Origin of the sequence: Archangium gephyra (genome assembly GCF_049060025.1) — a bacterium.
Classification (GTDB): Bacteria; Myxococcota; Myxococcia; order Myxococcales; family Myxococcaceae; genus Archangium; species Archangium gephyra_A.
Window position 1 is genome coordinate 5,188,469 of sequence record NZ_JBMEQQ010000002.1, and the last position, 19,369, is coordinate 5,207,837.

13 protein-coding genes are annotated in these 19,369 nt (G+C 72.2%); 6 read left to right on the forward strand and 7 right to left on the reverse strand.

Going from position 1 to position 19,369, the window contains the following annotated elements:
• Window positions 1-8 precede the first annotated feature (8 nt).
• Window positions 9-1,007, reverse strand: coding sequence for a glycosyltransferase family 2 protein (locus ACN28I_RS22535; protein ID WP_420944015.1), 999 nt, complete (start codon window positions 1,005-1,007; stop codon window positions 9-11).
• A 127-nt stretch (window positions 1,008-1,134) separates the two neighbouring features.
• Here ACN28I_RS22535 and ACN28I_RS22540 point away from each other — a divergent pair, with 127 nt between their 5' ends.
• Window positions 1,135-2,670 (forward strand): lipopolysaccharide biosynthesis protein, encoded by a 1,536-nt coding sequence (locus ACN28I_RS22540; RefSeq protein WP_420944016.1) that lies wholly within the window; start codon window positions 1,135-1,137, stop codon window positions 2,668-2,670.
• Window positions 2,671-2,772: 102 nt separating this feature from the next.
• On the opposite strand, the gene ACN28I_RS22545 is transcribed toward ACN28I_RS22540, so the two are convergent.
• Window positions 2,773-3,354, reverse strand: coding sequence for a glycosyltransferase family 4 protein (locus tag ACN28I_RS22545; RefSeq protein WP_420944017.1), 582 nt, complete (start codon window positions 3,352-3,354; stop codon window positions 2,773-2,775).
• A gap of 907 nt (window positions 3,355-4,261) precedes the next feature.
• Between ACN28I_RS22545 and ACN28I_RS22550 the strand changes: the two genes are divergently transcribed.
• The gene (locus ACN28I_RS22550; protein ID WP_420944018.1) at window positions 4,262-7,828 is read left to right on the forward strand and encodes a glycosyltransferase; all 3,567 of its coding nucleotides are present in this window, start codon (window positions 4,262-4,264) and stop codon (window positions 7,826-7,828) included.
• Window positions 7,829-7,847: 19 nt separating this feature from the next.
• Window positions 7,848-8,978, forward strand: a complete 1,131-nt coding sequence (locus ACN28I_RS22555) for a glycosyltransferase family 4 protein (protein ID WP_420944019.1) — start codon at window positions 7,848-7,850, stop codon at window positions 8,976-8,978.
• An 82-nt stretch (window positions 8,979-9,060) separates the two neighbouring features.
• On the opposite strand, the gene ACN28I_RS22560 is transcribed toward ACN28I_RS22555, so the two are convergent.
• The 5 genes from ACN28I_RS22560 to ACN28I_RS22580 all read right to left on the reverse strand — a co-directional run bounded on the left by ACN28I_RS22560 (window position 9,061) and on the right by ACN28I_RS22580 (window position 15,928).
• On the reverse strand, window positions 9,061-9,888 hold the full coding sequence (locus ACN28I_RS22560) for a hypothetical protein (protein WP_420944020.1): 828 nt from the start codon (window positions 9,886-9,888) through the stop codon (window positions 9,061-9,063).
• Between the two features lie 198 nt (window positions 9,889-10,086).
• On the reverse strand, window positions 10,087-11,199 hold the full coding sequence (locus tag ACN28I_RS22565) for a glycosyltransferase (RefSeq protein WP_420944021.1): 1,113 nt from the start codon (window positions 11,197-11,199) through the stop codon (window positions 10,087-10,089).
• Entirely contained in the window at window positions 11,196-12,584 is a 1,389-nt protein-coding gene (locus tag ACN28I_RS22570; RefSeq protein ID WP_420944022.1) for an O-antigen ligase family protein, read from the reverse strand. Before ACN28I_RS22570 ends, ACN28I_RS22565 begins: the two co-directional genes overlap by 4 nt.
• A complete protein-coding gene (locus tag ACN28I_RS22575) occupies window positions 12,581-13,717 on the reverse strand; it encodes a glycosyltransferase (RefSeq protein WP_420944023.1) in 1,137 nt (378 codons plus the stop codon). Before ACN28I_RS22575 ends, ACN28I_RS22570 begins: the two co-directional genes overlap by 4 nt.
• A 12-nt stretch (window positions 13,718-13,729) precedes the next feature.
• Window positions 13,730-15,928 (reverse strand): GumC family protein, encoded by a 2,199-nt coding sequence (locus ACN28I_RS22580; RefSeq protein ID WP_420944024.1) that lies wholly within the window; start codon window positions 15,926-15,928, stop codon window positions 13,730-13,732.
• Between the two features lie 124 nt (window positions 15,929-16,052).
• On the opposite strand from ACN28I_RS22580, the gene ACN28I_RS22585 reads away from it, so the two are divergent.
• The 3 genes from ACN28I_RS22585 to ACN28I_RS22595 are packed head-to-tail and all read left to right on the forward strand — an operon-like array spanning window position 16,053 to window position 19,341.
• On the forward strand, window positions 16,053-17,402 hold the full coding sequence (locus ACN28I_RS22585; RefSeq protein ID WP_420944025.1) for a bifunctional glycosyltransferase/class I SAM-dependent methyltransferase: 1,350 nt from the start codon (window positions 16,053-16,055) through the stop codon (window positions 17,400-17,402).
• Window positions 17,399-17,746 carry a P-II family nitrogen regulator gene (locus ACN28I_RS22590; RefSeq protein ID WP_420944026.1) on the forward strand — a complete coding sequence of 116 codons (348 nt, stop codon included), beginning with the start codon at window positions 17,399-17,401 and terminating at the stop codon, window positions 17,744-17,746. The genes ACN28I_RS22585 and ACN28I_RS22590 overlap by 4 nt, the downstream gene beginning before the upstream one ends.
• On the forward strand, window positions 17,743-19,341 hold the full coding sequence (locus ACN28I_RS22595; protein WP_420944027.1) for a hypothetical protein: 1,599 nt from the start codon (window positions 17,743-17,745) through the stop codon (window positions 19,339-19,341). The genes ACN28I_RS22590 and ACN28I_RS22595 overlap by 4 nt, the downstream gene beginning before the upstream one ends.
• Window positions 19,342-19,369: the final 28 nt, after the last annotated feature.

Consider the following 19,369-nt stretch of genomic DNA (forward strand, 5'->3'; position numbering starts at 1 on the left):
CGGCCGGCTCACTCCCGCCAGCGCAGCGCGAGGTAGCGCCGCAGGACGCCCCGCGCCAGCCGCGTCCGCCACACCGAGAGGAAGAGCCGCCCCTCGCGGTACTGGGCCTCGGAGACGAGCCCCCGCTCCTTGCAGCGGCCCCACACCGCGAGGGCCTCGTCCCGGAGCCCCTGCTCGCACAACTGCTCGCCCACGGAGAGGTGGAGCCGGGCCAGCAGCACCCGCCGGCGCTCGGTGAGGCCGCCATGCTCCCGCAGGGTGCGGAGCCCGGAGGCCACGGCCCGCTCCACGCCGCGCAACTGCACCGGCCCCCGCTTCTTGGTGGAGATGGCCGTCCGGCCGGGCGTCTGCACCCGGTGGAAGAACCACGGCCCCTCGGGGAAACACGCGTAGCGCACGCCGCTGGCGAGCGCGCGCACGTAGAACTCCCAGTCCTGCCAGCACGGCAAGGCCTCGTCCCAGGGGCCCAGCCTCTCCAGGGCGCTCCGGCGCCACAGGGGGCTCGCCGTCTGCCAGGGGACGTCCACGCGCAGGTAGCGCTCGATGTCGTCCCGCCCGGGCTCGGCCGGCAGCACGCGCGGCATGTCCCCGGGCTTCTCGAGGAACGTCTGGACGGGGAAGACACCGAAGTCCAGCTCGGGACGGGTCTCCATCCACCGCACGCGCTCCTCCAGGCAGCGCGGGGAGAAGGCGTCGTCATCGTCCAGGAAGATGAGGTACTCGCCCGTGGAGGCGGCGAAGCCGAGGTTGCGGCAGCGGTTGCCCCCCGCCGGCTCGCCCTCGCGCACCAGTCCCCGGATGCGCGGGTCGGCGGCTCCCCACTCGCGGAGGCGTTCCACCGTGCCATCCCGGGAGCCATCGTCCACGACGAGCGCCTCCCAGTCCGTGTGGCGCTGCCGCTGGAGCGACTCCAACGCCTCGGTGAGCAGCGGCAGCCGGTCCTTGGTGGGAATCACCACCGACACCCGGCCCCGGACACCGGCCTTTGACCCGGTGGGCTCTGTCATGACGGCGCATCCTAGATGAAAGCGGAAACGCGTCCGCCGGAAACGCAATGCACGCAAGCCCGCCCGCCCACCAGCCAACGGAGGATGGGTGCTTGCGGCCACGAGGGGGATGGCCGATGGTGCCAGGGTGACTCGCTCCAGCCGGTTCCTGAGCGGCTTCAGCTGGGGGCTCGCCAATCAGGTGCTGACCCTGGTGGTGGGCCTCTTCCTCACGCCCTTCCTGCTGCGGCACCTGGGCCAGTCGGACCTGGGGCTGTGGCTCGTGGTCAGCTCCCTGCTGGGCTACCTGGGACTGCTGGACCTCGGCGTGGCCGCCCTGCTCCCGCGCGAGACGGCCTACGCGGCGGGGCGCAACCCCGGCCGGCCCCTGCCCGCCGTGGCCGAGGTGTTCGGCCAGGCCCTGCAGCTCGCGATCCTCCAGGTTCCGCTCGTGGCCCTGGGCGCCTCGCTCCTGCTGCTGCTGTTGCCCGAGAGCAGTGACAAGGTGCTCCACCCCTTCCTGATGGTGCTGGGCACCTTCGTCGTCTTCTTCCCGCTGCGTCTCTTCCAGGCCGTGCTCAATGGGCTCCAGGACTTGCGCTTCCTGGGCATGCTCCAGACGGTGGGCTGGGCGGCCGGGACCGTGACGAGCGTGGGGCTGGTCCTCGCGGACGCGGGCCTGTACGCCGTCGCCGCCGGCTGGGTGGCCACCCAGGTCCTGTCGGCCCTCGCCTGCCTCTGGCGCCTGCGCACCGCCTTCCCGGAGGCACTGCCCCGCAAGCTGCCCCGGCTCTCGGTGCAGGGCATCCGCTCCTGGCTGTCGCGCTCCTTGTGGATCACCCTGGGCAACGTGGCGCAGCTTCTGCGGCTGGGCACGGACGTGGTCATCATCGGCAAGCTGCTCGGGCCCGAGGCCGTGGTGCCCTTCACGTGCACGGCCAAGCTGGTGAGCGTGCTGTCCAATGCGCCGCAACTGGTGCTCGCGAGTGCCCAGCCCGCCCTGGCCGAGCTGCGGATGAGCAGCAGCAAGGAGCGCATCACCGAGGTGGCCAGCGCGGTGGAGCGCCTCACGCTGTTCATCAGCGGGGCCGTCTTCTGCGGCGTGCTGACCATCAACGAGGGCTTCGTGCTGCGGTGGGTGGGCACGGAGCAGTACGGCGGGCTGGTGCTGACGCTGCTGTTCCTCACGAGCATGGTGCTGCGCCACTTCTGCCTGTCGGTGAACACGTGCCTGTTCTGCTTCGGCCATGAGCGGCGGCTGGCGCTGACGGCCGTCACCGACGGAGGAGTGACGCTGCTGGCGATGTGGGCCGGCGTGTCCCTGGCCGGGTGGACGGGCGCGGCGCTCGCCCCCATCATCGGCATCTGCACGGTGTCGCTGCCGATGAACCTGTCCCTCTTCGCGAAGGACACCGGGCGCACGGTGTGGCAGGTGCTGCGCAACCTCCTCCCGTGGGGCGTGCGGTGCGCGGTGGTGGCCGCCGTGTCGCTGGGCATCACCGTGGGGCTGACGCCGCGAGGCTTCCCTCAGCTCACGCTGGCCGGCATGTTCGTGGGCGTCCTCTATCTGCTCCTCATGCGCCCGCTGCTGTTCGAGGGCACGCTGGGCACGTACGTCCGTCCCCGGGTGGAGGCGCTCCGGACACGGTGGGCATCGGCACGGGGCAGGCTCGGCCTCGGTTGAGGCGAGGAGCACCTTCCGGCCCCGCGGCGTGCCAACTGGTCCGATTGTTGGACCAGTTGCTCCCGGGCGCGGCCGGAACCTCGCCCTCTGACAGGACGTGGCCTACCTGGCCTCGAGGAGCGCGCACAGCGCGTCCACGTGGGCCGCGGCGTTGAAGCGCCGGGCCATGCGCCAGGCACCCTCGCGCAGCCGGGCATGGTGGCCCGCATCGGCGAGCGCCCGGACGATGGCGGCGGCGAGTCCCTCGGGCGCGGGCGGGTCACCCGGAGCGAGCTCGCCGGACACGCCCGGTTCGCACCAGTCGGGGATGCCTCCCACCGCGAAGGCCACCGCGGGCAGGCCGACGCCCCCGGCCTCCACGCCCACCATGCCGAAGGGCTCGGGCCAGACGCTGGGCACCGCGAGCAGGTCCGCCCGCCGCATCAGCTCCTCCCGCCCGGCCCGGTCCACCCAGCCCGCGAAGCGCACCGGCACCCGCAGCGCCGCCGCTTCCGCCTCCATGCGCGGGCGCTCCGGGCCATCTCCGGCCACCACCAGCTCCAGCTCGCGGCCCAGCCCCGCACGCGCCGAGGGCAGCGCTCGCACCAGCTCCACGCCGCCCTTGAGCTCCCGTGAGCCGTCCCACCATGAGGAGTTGCCCGGACGGGGAGCGGGGCGCGGGCGGCTCGGGGTCCGGCGCGCCATCGCCGAAGAGGGGCACGCACACCACCTGGGACGCGGCGAGCCCGTGCCGCAGGTACTCCTCGCGCATGGCCCGGCTGCCCACCAGCACGGTGCCGTAACGGCGGGCGAGCGCGAGGCGGCGCTGTTGATAGTGGTACTCGCGCACGGCGGTGAGGGGGCTGCGCCCGCCGCAACGGCGCGGGAGGTAGTGCACGAGACACGCGGGGCTCAGCACGCGCTGGCAGGGCACGGGCCGGGGAAAGGCGTGGCGCTTCATCCCGCTGATGCAGGTGCCGTAGTAGGCGTGGAGGAAGAGCAGGGCCGGGTAGCGCTCCAGCAGCGCCTCCTCCAGGTCGAGGTCCTGCACGCCGTGCTGGTAGACGCGGCCGGGCCCCCACTCCGCCACGGCCCGCAGCACCCCCTCGCGGCCCAGCCCGGCGGCGTTCCACACGGGGATGCCGAGCCCCTCGTCGATGCGCGTCTGGCCCGGGGCGGCGTCGTGCTCGAAGAGGAGCCCGGGAGCAAGGCCCCGGGCCTGGAGGAGTGGCAGCAGCGTGCGCAGGTGCGACTCCACACCGCCCACCACGGCACGGTGCCGCGCGACGAGGAGGATGCGCGGGCCAGGGCTCGCCGGGGGTCGACTCATAGAGGAGGCTCCTATCCTGCCATCGCCCGCATCGGGAGCGGTTGCCTTCCGTCCGGAGGAGGCCAGGACTCTCTGCCTCCTGGCGGCCAGGCTCCACGGCTCGGGTTGCGCATGCTCCCTCTCCCTCTGGGAGAGGGCGGGGGGTGAGGGTCGTCCACCGGCGTGAAGACCCTCACCCCAACCCTCTCCCAGAGGGAGAGGGAGCCGCGGGCCTGTTCCCCACCCCTCATGTGTGAATCCGTGCCTTGACCCGGCCGGTCCACCTCTGGTGGGTTCCGAGCCGTGCGGTTGCTCTTCCTGAGTCCGGTGGGGGTGGTGGGTGGAGCGGAGCGCACGCTCCTCGACCTGCTGGACTGTCTGCGCCGTGAACCCGAGGCCCCCTGGCTCGGCCTCATCGCCGGAGCGGAGGGGCCGCTGACGGAGCAGGCCCGGGCCCTCGGCGTCGAGACGCTCGCCCTGCCCCTGTCCACCGCGCTCGCCTCCCTGGGGGATTCGCAACTGCGCGGCGCGGGCGCGGACCGCTACCTGCGCTTCGGCACCGCCCTGGCCCGGGCCACCCCGGCCGCGGCGGCCCACCTGCTCGCCCTGCAACGGGCGCTGCGGCACTTCCGCCCCACCCTCGTCCACTCCAACGGCCTCAAGACGCACCTGCTCTCCGCGCTCTGCGCCCCGGGCGCCCCCGTGGTGTGGCACCTCCATGACTTCCTGGGCGAGCGGCCCCTGCTGCGGCGCGTCCTGCGCCTGGCCGGGGTGCGCGCGGCGGCGGCTATCGCCAACTCGGCGGCGGTGGCCGAGGACGCCCGGCACGTGCTCGGCCGCGTCCCGGTGCACCCGGTGCACAACGGCGTGGACACCGAGCGCTTCTCTCCCGGCCCCGCCGGGGGCGGACGGCTCGACACGCTCGCGGGCCTGCCCCCGGCGCCCGAGGGCACGGTGCGGCTGGGACTGGTGGCCACCTACGCGCGCTGGAAGGGGCAGGAGGTGTTCCTCCAGGCGGCGGCGCGCCTGCGGGCCCTGCACCCCACGCACGCGGTGCGCTTCTACGTGGTGGGCAGCCCCGTGTACCGCACGCCCGGCTCGCAGTACGCGGAGGCGGAGCTGCGCGCCACCGCGCACGCGCTGGGCCTGGAGTCCCACGTGGGCTTCATCCCCTTCCAGTCCGAGCCCGCCTCCATCTACCGGGCGCTCGATGGCGTGGTGCACGCCAGCACGCGGCCGGAGCCCTTCGGAATGACGATCGTCGAGGCCATGTCGTGCGCCCGGCCCGTGGTGGTGTCCGCCGCGGGCGGGGCCGCGGAGGCTCGTCCGCTCCGGGCACGACGCGCTGTCCTTCACCCCCGGGGACGTGGAGGGGCTCGCCGGGGCCATGGCACGGCTCGTCCGGGAGCCGGAGCTGCGCGCGCGGCTGGGCGAGGAGGCCCGGCGCTCGGTGCTCGCGCGCTTCACCCGGGAGCGCTACGCCACCCAGGTGCGGGACGTGTACATGCGGGTGTTGGGAGGGCGGGAATGAGCGGACGGTACGCGGACGCGCTCGGTGTCTCCTGGCACCTGCTCACCGGCGAGTTCCCCCCGCGGCCCGGCGGGGTGAGCGACTACACGTGGCAGGTGGCCGAGGGGCTCGCGCGCGCGGGCTGCTCCGTCCACGTCTGGGCCCCGGGCGAGCCACACGAGGCCCCGGCCCCCGAGGGAGTCACCGTGCACCGGCTGCCCGAGGGCTTCGGGGTGCGCGGCCTGAAGCGGCTGGAGCACGAGCTGGAGGGGCTCCCCGGCCCGAAGCGGCTGGTGGTGCAGTACGTGCCCCATGCCTTCGGCTACAAGGCGATGAACGTCCCCTTCGCGCTGTGGCTCGCGCGGCGCCGGGGGGACGAGGTGTGGATGTTCTTCCACGAGGTCTGCTTCCCCTGGGGCTGGAAGCTGCCGTGGCGCCACAACGTGCTGGGCACCGTCACCCGGGTCATGGCGGCGCTCGTGCTGGCGCGGGCGGACCGCGTCTTCGTCTCCACCCTCTGGTGGAACAGGCTCCTCCACGCGCCGCCGCGCCGGGTGCCCCTCGAGTGGCTGCCCGTGCCGAGCAACCTGCCCACGCAGCCGCCCGCGAGCGCCGTGGAGTCCCGACGCGCCTCGCTGCGCCCCAGCCCGGAGACGGTGCTGATCGGCCACCTGGGGACGTACGGAGCGCTCATCGCGGGCATGTTGGAGGAAGTGCTGCCCGCGCTGCTGCGCGAGGATGCGCGCCGCCGGGTGGTGCTGGCGGGCCGGGGCAGCACGCGCTTCGCCGAGCAGCTCACCGGCCGCCACCCGGAAGCTCGCCGGACGCGTGCAGGCAGTGGGAGGGCTTCCCGGGGACGAGCTCGCCGCCACGCTGAAGGCCTGCGACGTGCTCGTGCAACCCTTCACCGACGGCATCAGCACGCGCCGCGGCAGCGCCATGGCGGGACTGGGGCTCGGAATGCCGCTGGTGTCCAACGCGGGCCCCGCCACCGAGCCGCCCTGGCGGGACTCGGGTGCGCTCGCCCTGGCCGCCGAGCCCACGGCCGCCGCCGTCCTGGAGACGGCCGAGGCCCTGCTGTCCGCTCCCGGCTCATGGCCCGCCCTGGGCCGCCGCGCGGCGGATTTCTACCAGGAGAACTTCTCGCTCGCGCATACGCTGGACGTATTGAGGGAACGCGTCCGCGCGCGCGTGGTGGAGGACCCATGAGCAACACCGGCATTCCCTTGCGTCTGGCGCTGCTGATGGACCCGCTCGACGAGGGCTGGCCGAGCATGGACCTCGCGGGCGAGGCGCTGCACGAGCAATTCCACGGCCCGCTGGCGGACCAGGTCTTCGTGACGTCGGTGCGTCCGAAGCTGGTGCCCCTGGCGCGGCGGCTGCCCGTGCTGAGCCAGCGCCGGGGCGCGCTCAACGTGGACCGGGTGCTGACACGCTTCCTCACCTACCCGGCCCGGGTGGCGCTGCGCACGCGAGGGCAGGAGGCCTGGCACGTGGTGGACCACACGTACGCGCAGCTCGTGCACGCGCTGCCGCCCGGGCGCACGGGCGTGTACTGCCATGACCTGGATGCCTTCCGCAGCATCCTGGAGCCGGAGAAGGAGCCGCGGCCCGCGTGGTTCCGCGCCATGGCGTGGGCCTCGCTGAAGGGGCTGCAGCGGGCGGCCGTGGTGTTCCACAGCACCGGCGCGGTGCGCGATGAGCTGCTGCGCCATGGTGTGGTGCCCCCGGAGCGGCTGGTGCACGCACCGCTGGGCGTCTCACCCGAATTCGGGCCCGAGCCCGTGCCGGGAGACCTCAGCGACGAGCTGTTGCGTCCGCTCGGTGGCCGCCCCTACGTGCTGCACGTGGGCAGCGGGATTCCGCGCAAGCGCGTGGATGTGCTCTTCGAGGTATTCGCGGCGCTGCGCCGCCGGAACCCGGAGCTGCGCCTGGTGCAGCAGGGGGCGGCGCTGAACGACGCCCAGCGGGACCAGGTGGCGCGGCTCGGCCTGGGCGACGCGCTGCTGCAACCGCCGAAGCTCGGCCGGGCGACGCTCGCCGGGCTGTACCGGAAGGCGCGGGTGGTGCTGGTGACGAGCGAGGCCGAGGGCTTCGGGCTGCCCGTCATCGAGGCCCTGGCCTGCGGCACGCCCGTGGTGGCGAGCGACCTGCCCGTGCTGCGCGAGGTGGGCGGGGACGCCATCACCTACGCCCCGGTGGGAGACATCGGCGCCTGGACGGAGGCGGTGCACCGGCGGGTGGAAGCACCGGAGCCCGCGGCGGCCCGGAGCCAGCGGATTTCGCGTGGGCGTGGCTACTCCTGGACGAACCACGCGCGCACCATCCTCGACACCTACCGGCGGCTCGCGGGACATTGAGCCCGAGCCTGGGAGCCGCATGAAGCTGGCGCTCGTCACCCACAACGTCATCCGCGGCGACGGCCAGGGCCGCGTCAACTACCAGCTCGCCCGCCACGCCCTCGCCCGGGGCCATGAGGTGCTGCTGCTGGCGGACCAGGTGGAGCCGGAGCTGCTCGAGCGCGGCGCGCGCTGGCTGCGCCTCCACCCCCGCGTGCAGAAGCCCCACCTGCTCAAGGTGGCCGAGTTCACCCAGCGGGCCTCGGCCCTGGTGCGGCGCGTGCGCGGCGAGGCCGACATCATCCACGCCAACGGCTACGTGCTCGACGCGCCGCACCACCTCAACACCTCGCACTTCGTCCACGCGGCGTGGCTGCGCTCCAGCGTGCGCGCCTCCGAAATCACGGGCCGCCTGCGGTCCACCTACCAGTGGCTCTACACGGCGGCCAACGCGCGCTGGGAGCAGCGGGCCTACCGCCAGGCCCGGCTCGTCGCCGCGGTGTCGGAGCCGGTGCGAGAGGACCTGCTCGCCACGGGCCTCCCGCCCGGGCAGGTGGTGACGGTGCCCAACGGCGTGGACCTGGAGGAGTTCCACCCGGGGAGGGAGTCGCGCGCGGCGTGGGGCCTGCCCGAGGACAGGCCCCTGGCCCTCTTCGTCGGAGGCATCCGCACGGGCCGCAAGAACCTGGACACGGTGCTGGCCGCGCTGCGCGAGGTGCCGGGGCTGCACCTGGCCGTGGTGGGAGACGTGCGCGGCTCACCCTTCCCCGCCCTGGCCGAGCGGCTGGGGGTGGCACAGCGGGTGAGCTTCCTCGGCTTCCGCGACGACGTGGCCCGGCTGCTGCGCGCGAGCGACCTGTTCGTCTTCCCCTCGCGCTACGAGACATTCGCGCTGGTGGTGCTGGAGGCGCTGGCCTCGGGGGTGCCGGTGGTGACGGCGCGCTCGGTGGGCGCCGCGAGCCTGGTGACTCCCCAGTGCGGAGTCGTCCTGCCGGATGCGGAGGATGCCGCCGCGCTCGCCCGGGCGATGCGCTCGCTGGTGGAGGATGCCTCGCTGCGCGAGCGGATGGGGCTCCAAGCGCGCGAGGTGGCCCGGGAGCACGGCTGGGCCGAGATGGCCGCGGCCTACTTCCGGCTGTACGAACGGCTCGCGGCGTCCCCCCTTCGCTGACTGCGTCCGGAGGACACCGCGGGCCGCGGGGTAGCCGCGGGGTACTACAGGGCGGCGCGAGGACGAGCGCCGCCGGGAGGGCTCACGGCGAGGCGTTCACACTCGACAGGCCCACCGCGCTGTTCGCGGGCTCGTTGATGCGCATGGGCGCATCGACCGAGAAGGGCCGGAAGACCGGGAAGCCATCGCCGTCCACCACCCCCAGGAAGGAGCTGAAGCCCGGGAAGAAGTCCAACATGATGCCGGTCGAGGGGCTGAAGAGGTTCGCGTTGCTGAACTCGACCGTGGAGCCCGAGACCGTCCGCAGGCTGAGGAAGAGTTCCGCGTCCTTCAGGGCCGCGGCGATGCGCTCCAGCTGCGCGGAAGGAGCCCCGCCGAACTGGACGGTGACGGGGCCGGTGCGCACCTGCGTCATGCCCCAGCTCTCCCGGGTGGTGGTGTACGACTTGAAGCTGATGAGGAAGGGCACGCTCTTGCCCACCAGTTCCTCGTAGGGGTTGGGAATGGAACCACCGGCCGAGTCGAGCAGAAAGCTCCCGGCGAACCACCCGCCGCTGTCCACCTCGAAGCCCACGTCCGCGCTGCCCTCGCCGGGCAGCTTGAACTGGAAGCGCACCTGGGTCGGCTCCTCCTTCTTCACGAAGAACGGCAGGGGGTTGGGAGACAGCAGCGCGGCCGGCACGGGCGCTCCGGGCGCATCCACGCGCTCCATCGTCCAGCCGGGAGCGAGCTCGATGGTGTAGGAGCCGGCCTGCAGCGGCACCATCACCGTGTCCGCCGCCGTGTCCGTGACGGTGACCGTCTGCGTCCCGGTGACGTTGAACGTCGCCCCCACCAGCCGGTAGACCTTGCCGTCCGAGGACGACGCGGTCAGCGGAAGCTGCAGCGTGCCCGCCTCCTGCGAATCCACCGTCGTTCCGGTTTCCCCACCACAAGCCACAACGAAGAGCGCGAGGATTGCCGCGCTGAGTTTCCAGAGTCGCACGAGAATTCCTTTCAGGAAGGAGGCGGGCAACCTATAGAAGTGAACAGATTCCTGTCAAATGAGAGGGATTGGCCTTCGGGGAGTATTTCGAGGCCGCACGCGGCGTGAGAGCCGTCGGCGCCGTCACCGGGCGCGCATGACGCGTTGGAGCACGTCGCGGACCCGCGCGGCCAGCACGGTGTAGTCAAACCGCTCCCGGGCCACGCCCACGAGTGCTTCTCCCGCGCGCAGCCGCTCGGGCCGGGCGAGCAGTCCCTCCACGCGCTCGGCCAGACGGGACGGGTAGGTGGAATCCACTACGCCCTCATAGGGCACACGCATCTCCCCGGGCAGCACCAGCGAAGCCTCGCCCACGTCGGTGGCGAGGATGAAGCGCCCGTTGGCCATGTAGAGGGGCAGCTTCCCCGTGGTGCGCACCTGGCCCACGACGTCGTTGCTCTGCGTCGACAGCACCACGTCGAGCGCTCCGAGGTACTCGGGCACGGATGCGTAGGGCACGCGGTCGATGAAGCGCACCTGCTCCTCGATGCCGTAGCGCCGGCACCGCTCGCGCAGGTGGGGCACCCCGCTGCCGTCGCCGATGAGCACGCCCTTCACGGGCCGGCCCTTCAACAGACGCATCAGCTCGACCAGCTCCCACCCCACGGCCACCCGCAGCCGCTCGCTCCAGATGGAGGAGCCGAGGATGCCGACCGTCAGCACCCCCTCCAGTCCCAGCTTCCGGCGCAGCTCCGCGGCGGGACGGGGTAGGAACGCCTCCACGTGCACCCCGTCCTGGATGACGGTGCTGGCGAGGCCCTGCTCCGCCAGCAGCCGCTGGTGGAAGGTGCCCCGCACCACGATGGCATTCGCGGTGCGCAGACCGAACTGCTCGAGGCCCTCGGTGAGCAGCTCCCCCACCCGGCCCCGGCCGCCCACCGAGCGCGAGAGGGCGGCGATGGCATCTCCGGTGTCCACGACGCGAGGACAGCGTCCGAGCACCCGCCCCAGCGCCCCATACAACGCCGCCGCGGCGACGCCCGAGTACCCCAGGTCGAGCACGTACACGGCCTCGGGCCGCAGGGCGCGCAAGCCGGACACCAGCTCGGCGATGGCCCGCAGCTTCCGGGGGTGCCGGTGGAGCAGCACGCCGTCGAAGTCCGCCGCCAACGCCCGCGCGAAGGCCTCGGCGCGGGTGCTCATGGGACTGCCCGGCGTGCCATTCACCACGAAGGCCACCCGTCTACGAGGGCTCATGCGCGCCCTTCCGAGAGCCCCGGGGGCGCGGACGCCGGAATGGACGTCTGGGGCGCGGGGGCCTTGGGAGCCGCGGGCCGGCGCTGCGGAACGGGCGCGGGACGGCGCGTCCCGACGATGACGCCCATCCACAGCAGCACGAAGGCGGTGCCGGGAATCGACGAGAGCATGCCCGTGCCCATGAAGGCGGTGGCCCACACCGTCAGGAGGGTGGCCCACATCATCCGCTCTCCCACCAGCGAGCCTCCCCGGCGGCGCGGCGGCAACCGGGTGAAGATCCAGCCGAGGAAGCACAGCCACATCACCAGGCCGATGACTCCCTGCTCCATGGTGATGCGGGCGAACTCGTTCTCCAGGCCGTGCTGCGGCCGGGCCAGGTGGGACAGGAAGAAGGGAATGCTCGTCCCCGCTGCGCTGCCCAGCCCGTTGCCCAGCGGGTGCTGGGTGATGACGTCCATCAGACTGGAGTTCACGCTCCAGGACACGCGCTCCGCGACATATCCGGTGTTCTCCAGCGTGAGGAAGCGCTGGAAGCGAGGGTTCTGGAGGACGACCACGCCCACCACGCCCACCAGCCCCGCCACCCCCGCCAGCACCTTCAGCGACAGGCCGGTGACGAGCACCACCAGCATCAGGATGACGAAGAGCTGCACCACCGGGCTGCGCGTCGCGCTGATGAAGATGCCCAGGGCACTGGCCACCAACACCGCCCCGGTCATCACCCGGCTCCGGGTGGAGGAGAGGCGCTGCCAGCGGCGCACCAGCAGCGGCAGGGACACCAGCATGGTGCCGCCATACGCGTGCGCGGTGTTGAAGATGGCCGGGATGCGCAGCGCGCGCTCCGCGCCCACGTCGTTGGACATGTAGAGGATGATGGTGACGGCGTTGCGCGGGAAGAAAGGCTCCACGCCGATGACGAGCTGCGCCAGGGCGAAGAGGAAGGCCACGGCGTTGAGCCACAGCACCCACGTCCCCAGCGAGTCCAGCTCCTCGTCCGTCATCTTCGCGCCGATGGCCATCAACGGCAGCAGCAGGATGGCCACGCGCAGGCCCACCAACTGGATGAAGAAGTGCTGCGCGTCGAAGAAGGGCGAGAGCAGCATGGTGCACAGCGGCCACACCATCAGCGCCCGGACCCAGAGCCGCAGCACCTGGCCATCATGGCCCAGGCGCATCTGCCGCTTCCGGCCCGTGAGGATGGCCAGATAGAGGCCGGCCACGGCGCCGTCGAACATGAAGTGGGACAGGCCGTCGGCGAAGCGCGCCCGGAGGATGCCGTAGAAGTAGCCGACCAGCAGCAACGCGCCCAGCCCGTGGCCCAGGCCGCGCCGCGTGGCCCGCATCGTCCCACCGAAGGACAGGAGCGTCAGGAGGAGGCCGATCATCCCCGCGCCCTTCTCGCGTCCATGACGTCCCGGTACACGGCGAGCACGCGCTCGCCCATGCGCGCCTGGGTGAACTCGGCCAGCACGCGCGCGCGGCCCGCCTCGCCCCAGGCCCGCCGCTGCTCCGGGTGCGCCAGCATGCGCCGCATGGCCGCGGCCAGCGCCGCCTCGTCCCCCGGCGGCACGGTGAGGCCGCTCTCCTCGTGGCGGCTGACGAAGGGCACCCCCGAGTCCAACGCGGTGTTGATGACGGGCAGCCCGCACGCCAGGGCCTCGAGCTGCACCAGCGCGAAGGCCTCGGCGCGGGTGACGGAGGACAGCACGTAGGCGTCACACGCGAAGTAGAGCGCGAGCAGCTCCTCGTCCCCGAGGTTCCCGAGGAAGTGGACGCGCCCGGCCACCCCGCACGCCCGGGCCAGGGCCTCCAGCTCCGCGCGCAACGGCCCGTCGCCCACCAGCAGCAGGTGCGCCCCCTCCACCTCGCGCAGCGCGCGGATGGCGTGGTCGAACCCCTTGTAGGAGACGAGCCGCCCCACCCCCATGAGCAACGGGGCGCCGCCGTAGCGGGCCCTCACGGCCGCGGCCGCCGCCTCGCGCTCGGGCGTGCGGACGAAGCGCGACACGTCGATGCCGAAGGGCACCACGTGGCACCGGTCCCGGTGCGGCCGCAGTGCCTCGGACGTCTCCACGTAGTTGGGCGAGCCCACCAGGATGGCGTCCGCGCGCGCCAGCGCCCGCTGCATGAAGGGCCCGTACACCTTGAGCAGCCGTTTCTGGCGCACCACGTCGCTGTGGTAGGTGATGACGAGCCCGTGCCGCCGGGGCCGCACGCTGCCCAGGTACCCCATCACCGCCATGGGGTGCGGGAAGTGCATGTGCAGCAGCTCGTACCGGCGCCGCGACAACTCCAGCGGCAGCGTGGGGTTGAGCGAGGTGGAGGCCACCTTCACCAGCTCGGCGCAACGGGTGACGGGCACGCCCTTCACCACCTCGCGCACGGTGCGCGGGGCCGAGTTGGAGACGAGGACTTCCAACTGCACGCGGCCCTTGAGCTCCTCACACAGGCCCGACAGGTGCGTCTCCATGCCGCCCCGGTAGGGGGCGTAGTACTTGCCGAGTTGGAGGACCTTCATACCGGAGCGTCCTCAGGAAACGGTGCGCTGCTCGTCACGCTCGTTGCCATAGCCACGGTAGTTGTAGCCGTAATTCTCGGCCCCGTACTTGCCGCCCTTGAGGTCCACGTGGTTGAGCAGGGCGCCGATGACGCGGGCCTTCACGTCGCGCAGCGAGCGGATGGCCCGCTTCGCATGCTCGCGCTGGGTGGTCCCCGCCTTGAGCACCAGCAGGATGCCGTCGGTCTGCTTGGAGAGGACGAGCGCGTCGGAGACGGGCCCCAGCGGCGGGCTGTCCAGCAGGACGCAGTCGAAGCGCTCGCGCAGCTTGCCGAGCAGCTCGGAGAAGGCGCGCGTATGGAGCAGCTCGGCGGGGTTGGGCGGCAGCGGCCCGCAGGGCAGCACGAAGAGGTTGGGCACGTCCGTGGACTTGATGGCGCTCTCCAGCGAGCCCTCGCCCACCACCAGCGAGCTGACGCCCACGTCGTCGGGCACGCCGAAGGCCTTGTGCAGGCGCGGCCGGCGCATGTCCGTGTCCATCAGCAGCACCCGGGTGCCCGTCTGCGCCATCACCATGCCCAGGTTGATGACGACGGTGGACTTGCCCTCGGCGGGCCCGGCCGAGCTCACCACCACCGTGCGGAACGGCTTGTCCGGCGACATGAAGAGCAGGTTGGTGCGGATGGCCCGGCACATCTCCGCCGCCGGCGAGCGCGGGTGGCGGTGGATGAACAGGTCCGTCGGCCCTCCGTCCTCGGGCTTCAGCGGCGGCATGGCGCCGATGAAGGCCAGCCCCAGCCGCTCCTCCACGTCCGCGCGGTTGGCCACGCTCGCGTCGAGCAGCTCCAGGCCCAGCACCACCGCCACGCCGCCCATGAAACCCAGCAGGAAGAAGAGCATCACCGCGCTGCGGGTGTTGGGCCGCACCGGCACCGGGTTGGGCAGCGCCGCGTCCAGCACGCGCACGTTGCTGGTGCGGAGCTGGCCCGACAGCTCCAGCTCCTTGAAGCGCTTGAGGACCATCTCGAACAGCCGCTGGTCGTTCTCCGCCTCGCGCCGGAGCTTGTGGTAGGCGATCTCCTTCTCCGTCAGCTCGAAGGCCTCGGCCTTGGCCTGCGCCACCCGCTCGAGCAGCGTGCGCTCGTTGGCCTTCACGGCCGCCAGCGCCGTCTCCGCGCTCCGCACCAGGTTCTCCAGGCCGCGCCGCAGCTCCTGCTGCATCACGGTCAGCTTCCCCTGGCACTCCTGCATCTTGGGGTGCTCCGGCAGGTAGCGCTCGGACAGCTCCACACAGGCGGTGCGCTGCTCCAGCACCTTGGCGCGCAGGTCGCGCAGGGCGCCCTCGCCGGCCTCCGGGAGGCCCTCGGCCCAGTGGTCCGCGTCGGGGCTCGCGTTCTTGCGGAGCTGGTACATGGCATCCACCCGGGCCTGCACCGCCGCCATCCGCGTGCGCACGGCGATGAGCTCGTCCATGTACCGGTCGTACGCCAGCTTCGCCGTGCTCGGATGCTGCTGCCCGTCCTTGCCATTGACGGACAGGGAGAGCACATCCGCGCTGCGCTTGAACTTGTAGAGGTCCAGCTCGCTGGTGCCGGCGCGCGAGCCCAGCTCGCCCATCCGCTCCTCGAGCCAGACGCTGGCGCCCTCGGTCGTCTTCAGCCGCAGGGCGAGGTTCTCCGCGATGTAGGCCTCGGCCACCTCGTTGGCCAGCAGCGCCGCGCGCTTGGGGTCCACGTCCTCCACGGCGATGCGCACCACGCGCGAGTTGGCCGAGGGAATGACGGTGATGCGCGAGCGCACCAGGGACACCGGGTCCGCGGCGGCCATGGCCTTCTTGCGCGCCTCCTCGTCCTGGATGCCCGCCACCCCGAGGAAGGCCGCGTCGGTGCGCAGGCCCAGCCGGTCCACCACCCGCGAGGCCACCGCGCGCGAGGTGATGACCTCGCTCTGCGTCTGGTAGTACTCCTTGTTCGCCCAGTAGTTGCCGCGCTCGTCGCCCATGACCTCCTTCACCTCGGTGTCGAGCACCCGGGGGGCGGCGACGTCGATGATGAGCGAGGTGCTGGCCGCGTAGATTTTCGGCTGGCGAAGCGTATGGAACAGGCCCACCAGCACCATCACGGCCGTCACGCCGAGGATGAGCCACTTGCGCCTCCAGAGCGCGCGGACGTACTGCATCACGTCCAGCGACGGCTCGGGCGCCTCGGGGGCTTCGTTCGAAGTCTCTTCCACGACGGGCCAGACTGCCCCGGGAGGACGGGGGGGTCAATCTTCACCGCCTCGCTCGCAAGCCCTCCTGCCACGCGGTGTGCACACCTGCGAGCACCCGTGCCCGCCATGTGGTAGTCACCCGGCCGTGAGCCAGTCCCTCTCGTTCGTCATCCCGTTCACCCCCGCGTCCGCCGAGGCCGCCTCCCGCTTCGCCCATGCGCTCGCCGCGCGAGGCACCGAGGTCATCCTCGCCGGGGACGGGCCCCTGGACGCGCCTACCCGGCCCAACGTGCATGTCCTCTCCGGCCTGTCCGGAAAGGGAGCGGCCATCCGGGCGGCGCTCGGCCGGGTGACAGGCGACATCACCGTCCTGCAGGACGCGGACGCGGCCTACTCGCTGGAGGCCTGCGAGGCGCTGTGCCGGCCCATCCGCGAGGACGCGGCGGACGCCGTGTTCGGCAGCCGGCGGGGGCCGAAGCTGGACGCGGAGGTGCTGGCGGACCGGGCCCTGGGCCATGTCACCCGCTTCGTCACCGACGTGTCGCTGGAGGATCCGCTCTGCGGCCAGCGCGCCTTCCGCACCGAGGCCCTCAAGTCGGTGGCGCTCACCAGCGAGGACGACTCGGTGGACGCGGAGATCGTCGTGAAGCTGTCGGCGCAGCTCTACCGGCTGGCGGAGGTGCCGGTGACGCTGGACACGGCGCCGCACCGGCCGCTGGGCGCGCAGCTCGCGCGGCTGCGCACGCTGCTGCGCTACGCCACGGTGCAGAACGACGCGGACAACCAGCACGAGGGCTACACCACGCTGGAGCGCATGGACGGCGCCAGCAACTACAACGCCTGGCTGGGCCAGCGCTTCCGCGAGCACCTGGGCCGGCGCGTGCTGGAGATTGGCGCGGGCATTGGCACCATCACCGAGAAGCTGGAGCCGGGGCTGGAGCTGCTCATCGCGCTCGAGGTGGACCGCTTCTACGTGGACCGGCTGAAGAACAAGTTCCGGGGCAAGCCGCACGTGCGGCCATACCTCTCGGACGTGGCGCTGGCGGACTGGGAGTCCCTCCAGGCCGAGCGGCTGGACACCATCGTGCTCTCCAACGTGCTGGAGCACATTCCGGACGACGCCGCGGCGGTGCGCCGCTTCCGCCAGATTCTGCCCGTGGGCGGCAAGGTGGTGGTGCTGGTGCCGGCGCTGCCGCGGCTCTTCGGCTCCATCGACGAGGCGGTGGGGCACCACCGGCGCTACACCCCGGAGGCCCTGCGCCAGGTGCTGGAGGGCAACGGCTTCGAGGTGGAGACGCTCGAGTGGATGAACCTGGTGGGGATTCCGGGCTGGTTCATGAACAGCCGGGTGATGCGCCGCCGCTCGGTGCCGAAGCTGCAGCTCAAGGTGTATGACCGGATCGCCCCGTTCTTGGCGAAGGCCGAGAGTCAGGTGAAGCTGCCGGTGGGAATGAGCCTCTTCGCGGTGGCGCGCGCCACTGGAGGTGCCGAGTGAAGAAGATCGAAGCCATCATCAAGCCCTTCAAGCTGGACGACGTGAAGGACGCCCTCCACGAGGTGGGCGTGCACGGACTGACGGCGGTGGAGGTGAAGGGCTTCGGCCGGCAGAAGGGCCACACGGAGCTCTACAAGGGCGCCGAGTACGTGGTGGACTTCCTGCCCAAGGTGAAGGTGGAGGTGGTGGTGGACGACGACATGGTGACGCGCGTGGTGGACGCCATCGTGCGCGCGGCCCGCTCGGGCGCCGAGGGCAAGATTGGGGATGGGAAGATCTTCGTCCTGCCGGTGGACGAGGCCGTGCGCATCCGCACGGGGGAACGCGGCAGCGACGCGCTGTGAGTGCCCTGCCCGGCTCGCGCGCGGCCTACGCGGTGCTCGTGGCGCTGTACGTGTTGCTGTTCCCGTACCACCCGGGCCTGCGCTCGCCCAATGAGCTGTGCCGGCTGTGGCAGACGCGGGCGCTGGTGGAGTACGGGACGCTCGACATCAACCGGGCGCTGAAGGACTTCGGCTACGTCGGCGACCTGTCGGTGAAGGACGGGAAGTACTACCCCTCCAAGGCCCCGCTGCTCTCCTTCGCCGCGGTGCCCGTGTACGCGGTGCTGCGCGCGTGGAGCGGCGGCTTCCTGTACGCGGTGAAAGAAGTGCCGCTCGTCTTCTTCAGCCGGCTCTTCCTCACGGTGCTGCCCACGCTGGTGATGCTGTGGTGGGTGCGCCGCTTCCTGGGGGCGTACGTGTCCCCGGCGGTGGCGGACGCGGTGACGGTGACGTACGGGCTGGGCTCGCTGGCCTTCAGCTACTCGCTGCTCTTCATGAGCCACCAGACGACGGCGGTGCTGCTCTTCGGCGGCTTCTACGCGCTGTGGCGGCTGGCGCGCGGCGAGTGGCGCGAGCGGGGCTACCTCGTGGGCGGAGCCTGCGCGGGCGCCACGGTGGCCGCCGAGTACACCGGTGCGCTGGGGGTGCTGGGGCTGATGCTGTACGCGGTGCTCACGGTGCTGTGGCGCGACGAGCCGGTGCGCGCGCGGTGGGTGCGCCTGGGCCGGGGCGCCGGACTGGCTACCCTGGGGGCGCTGCCCTTCGTGGTGGGGCTGATGCTCTACCACCAGGCGGCCTTCGGGCACCCGCTGGAGAGCGGGTACAAGTACCTCAACGACGCGGCCTATCAGCCGTGGCACCTGGGAGGCTTCCTGGGCATCCGCTACCCGGATCCCCGCGCCTTCGCCCTCTCCTTCTTCTCGCCGCTGCGCGGGCTGTTCACCCTGTCGCCCTTCCTGCTGCTCGCGCTGCCGGGAGTGGGGGTGCTGCGGCGCGAGGCCCGCGCCAGCCGGGAGATGCGGGCGCACCTGTGGCTCGTCGTGGCGCTGCTCGCCGGGTACACGTACTTCACGTCCTCCTTTTCGTATGACTCGTGGGGCTGGACGACGGGGCCGCGCCACCTGACGGGGCTGGTGCCCTTCCTGCTGCTGCCCGCGGCCCTGCTGCTGGAGCGGCTGCGGGCCTCGGGCCGCCAGGCGCTCGCGAGCGCGGCCGCGGCGCTGTGCACCGCGTCCATCGTGTTCACGGGCGTGGCCACCTTCGTCAACTACGTGCCCGATGACGTGTCCAACGTGGTCCTCGGGCTGGCCGTGCCGCTGCTGCGGGCGGGCTACCAGCCTCCGAGCGCGCTCAACGTCCTCGGCCTCTCCAACCCGGAGGCCGGACTGCTGCTGCTGGCCCTGCTGCTCGGCCTGGCCGTCTGGGTCTTCGCGCGGCTGGGACTGAGCGGAACGGGCCGCCCAGGTGCCACGCCCCTGCTCGCGGGACTGGCGACACTCGCGCTGCTCTTCGGCGTGCAGGCCGCGACGGTGAAACACCACGGCGCGGACCAGGGCGCGGTGCGCTTCCTCGAGAAGGTCTGGCTCGTGCCTCCCGGACGGACCCTGGGCTTCTAGTGGAGTGTCCGACAAGTTTTTCAACATA